The organism is Acidovorax delafieldii 2AN, assembly GCF_000175235.1.
Lineage (GTDB): Bacteria > Pseudomonadota > Gammaproteobacteria > Burkholderiales > Burkholderiaceae_C > Acidovorax > Acidovorax delafieldii_B.
The window spans coordinates 1-1,985 of the sequence record NZ_ACQT01000423.1; the positions used below are offsets into that span (position 1 = coordinate 1).

The 1,985-nt window shown below is 66.8% G+C and carries 2 protein-coding genes; one reads left to right on the plus strand and one right to left on the minus strand.

Features of this window, described 5'->3' with window-relative positions; translation table 11 throughout:
* Nucleotides 1–1,542 (minus strand): methyl-accepting chemotaxis protein (locus ACDELDRAFT_RS21795; protein WP_005800726.1); only part of this gene is annotated, 1,542 nt, incomplete at its 3' end.
* Nucleotides 1,543–1,694: 152 nt separating this feature from the next.
* On the opposite strand from ACDELDRAFT_RS21795, the gene ACDELDRAFT_RS21800 reads away from it, so the two are divergent.
* On the plus strand, nt 1,695–1,985 hold a 291-nt coding region (locus tag ACDELDRAFT_RS21800; RefSeq protein ID WP_005800728.1), incomplete at its 3' end, for a PHP domain-containing protein.

A 1,985-nucleotide genomic window follows, 5' to 3' on the forward strand; every position in this document is an offset into this window, starting at 1 on the left:
GCCGACGTTGAACACCGACACCACCTGCGCCAGGTGCTGCGCCTGGTCACGCATCGAGGCGGCGGCGGCGGTCGATTCCTCGACCAGCGCGGCGTTCTGCTGCGTCATCTGGTCGAGGTGCGTGACCGCCTGGTTCACCTGGGCGATGCCGTCGCGCTGCTCGGTGGAGGAGGCCGTGATTTCACCGATCAGGTCCGAGACGCGCTGCACGCTGCTCACGATCTCCTGCATGCTCTGACCCGCCTGGGCCACCTGGGCCGAGCCCGATTCGACGTTCTCGACCGATGCGCCGATGAGCGCCTTGATTTCCTTGGCCGCTTCGGCACTGCGCTGCGCCAGGCTGCGCACTTCGCTGGCCACCACGGCAAAGCCCCGGCCCTGTTCGCCCGCGCGCGCCGCCTCGACGGCCGCATTCAGCGCGAGGATGTTGGTCTGGAAGGCGATGCCGTCGATCACGCCAATGATGTCGCTGATCTTGCGGCTGCTGTCGGTGATCTGCTGCATGCTGGCCACCACCTGCCCCACCACTTCGCCGCCGCGCGCGGCAGCCTGGGCGGCGGTGCCGGCGAGCTGGTTGGCCTGGCGGGCGGTGTCGGCCGACTGCGTGACGGTGGCCGTCAGCTGTTCCATGCTGGCAGCGGTTTCTTCGAGGTTCGAGGCGGTCTGCTCGGTACGGGCCGAGAGATCATGGTTGCCGTTGGCAATTTCCACCGACGCCGACGAGACCGAGTCCACGCTGGCGCGCACGTCGGTGACCACGCCGCGCAACTGCGTGGACATGGCCGACAGGGACCGCAGCATGTGCCCGAATTCGTCCTGGCGCGACGACTGCAATTCGTGCGTGAGGTCGCCGGCGGCGATGGCATCGATGGTGGTGACCGCCTGGTCCAGCGGACGCGTGATGGAATGCACCAGTTTCCACGCCATGGCCAGCCCCGCGGCCAGCAGCAGCGCCGACAGCGCCAGCCCGGTGATGGCGTATTCGATGCGGCGGCTGGTGGCATCGGCGCGGGTCTGGTCGCGGCGCTGCTCAAGGGCCTTGACGAAGTCGTCCTGCGCCTTGAGGTAGCGCGCCACCTGCGGCGTGAGCTCCTTTTCGGCAAAGGCCTGCGTGGCCACGCCATCGCCGGCGCCCTTGAGCTCCCAGGTCTTGGCCGTGGCGGCCAGCACCAGCTTGCGCTCGGCCAGCACCTTGTCGAGGGCGGCTTTTTCATCCGGCGCCGTGGCCGCAGCCACGATCGTTTCCTGGATCTTGTTGATGTTGCCGATGATTTCCTTGACCCGGACGTCGTATTGCTGGGCCAGCACCGCGTCGGTGGTGACGGCAGCGCCCATGATCATCGTCACCGCCGTCTCGGTGGCGCCGCGCCAGCGCACGGCCGCCACGATGCGGCCTTCGATCTCCACCACCTCGTCCATGGCCTTGCTCATGGAGTTGTTGGTACGGAATTGCGCCCATGCCGACATGATCATCATGGCCACCATCAGCCCGATGAATGCCCCCCATAATTTGCGCGACACCCGGATGTTGTCCAATTGCATTTGTCTCGTCCCTCTGAAGCTCTGAAATGGCGAATGAAAGCGCAGATTATCGCCGGCAACTGTGAATTAGATACATTTTGCTACATGGACCGGGTCGCGCATCGGACGCGCCGCGTCCGGCACCGCCTGGGACAAACCCATAGAATGGATCGGTGACCACCTACCTCAACGCCGACCTGCACTGCCACTCCGTGGTTTCGGACGGCACCCTGGCGCCTGAAGACCTGGCCGCGCGGGCCAAGGCCAACGGCGTCGAACTGTGGTCGCTCACCGACCATGACGAGATCGGCGGCCAGCACCGGGCCGCCGCTGCGGCCCGCGCCCTGGGCATGGCCTACCTCACGGGCACCGAGATTTCCGTCAGCTTCGCAGGCACCACCGTGCACATCGTGGGCCTGGGGTTCGACCCCGACGACGCGCAACTCGCCCACGGGCCTGGCGGG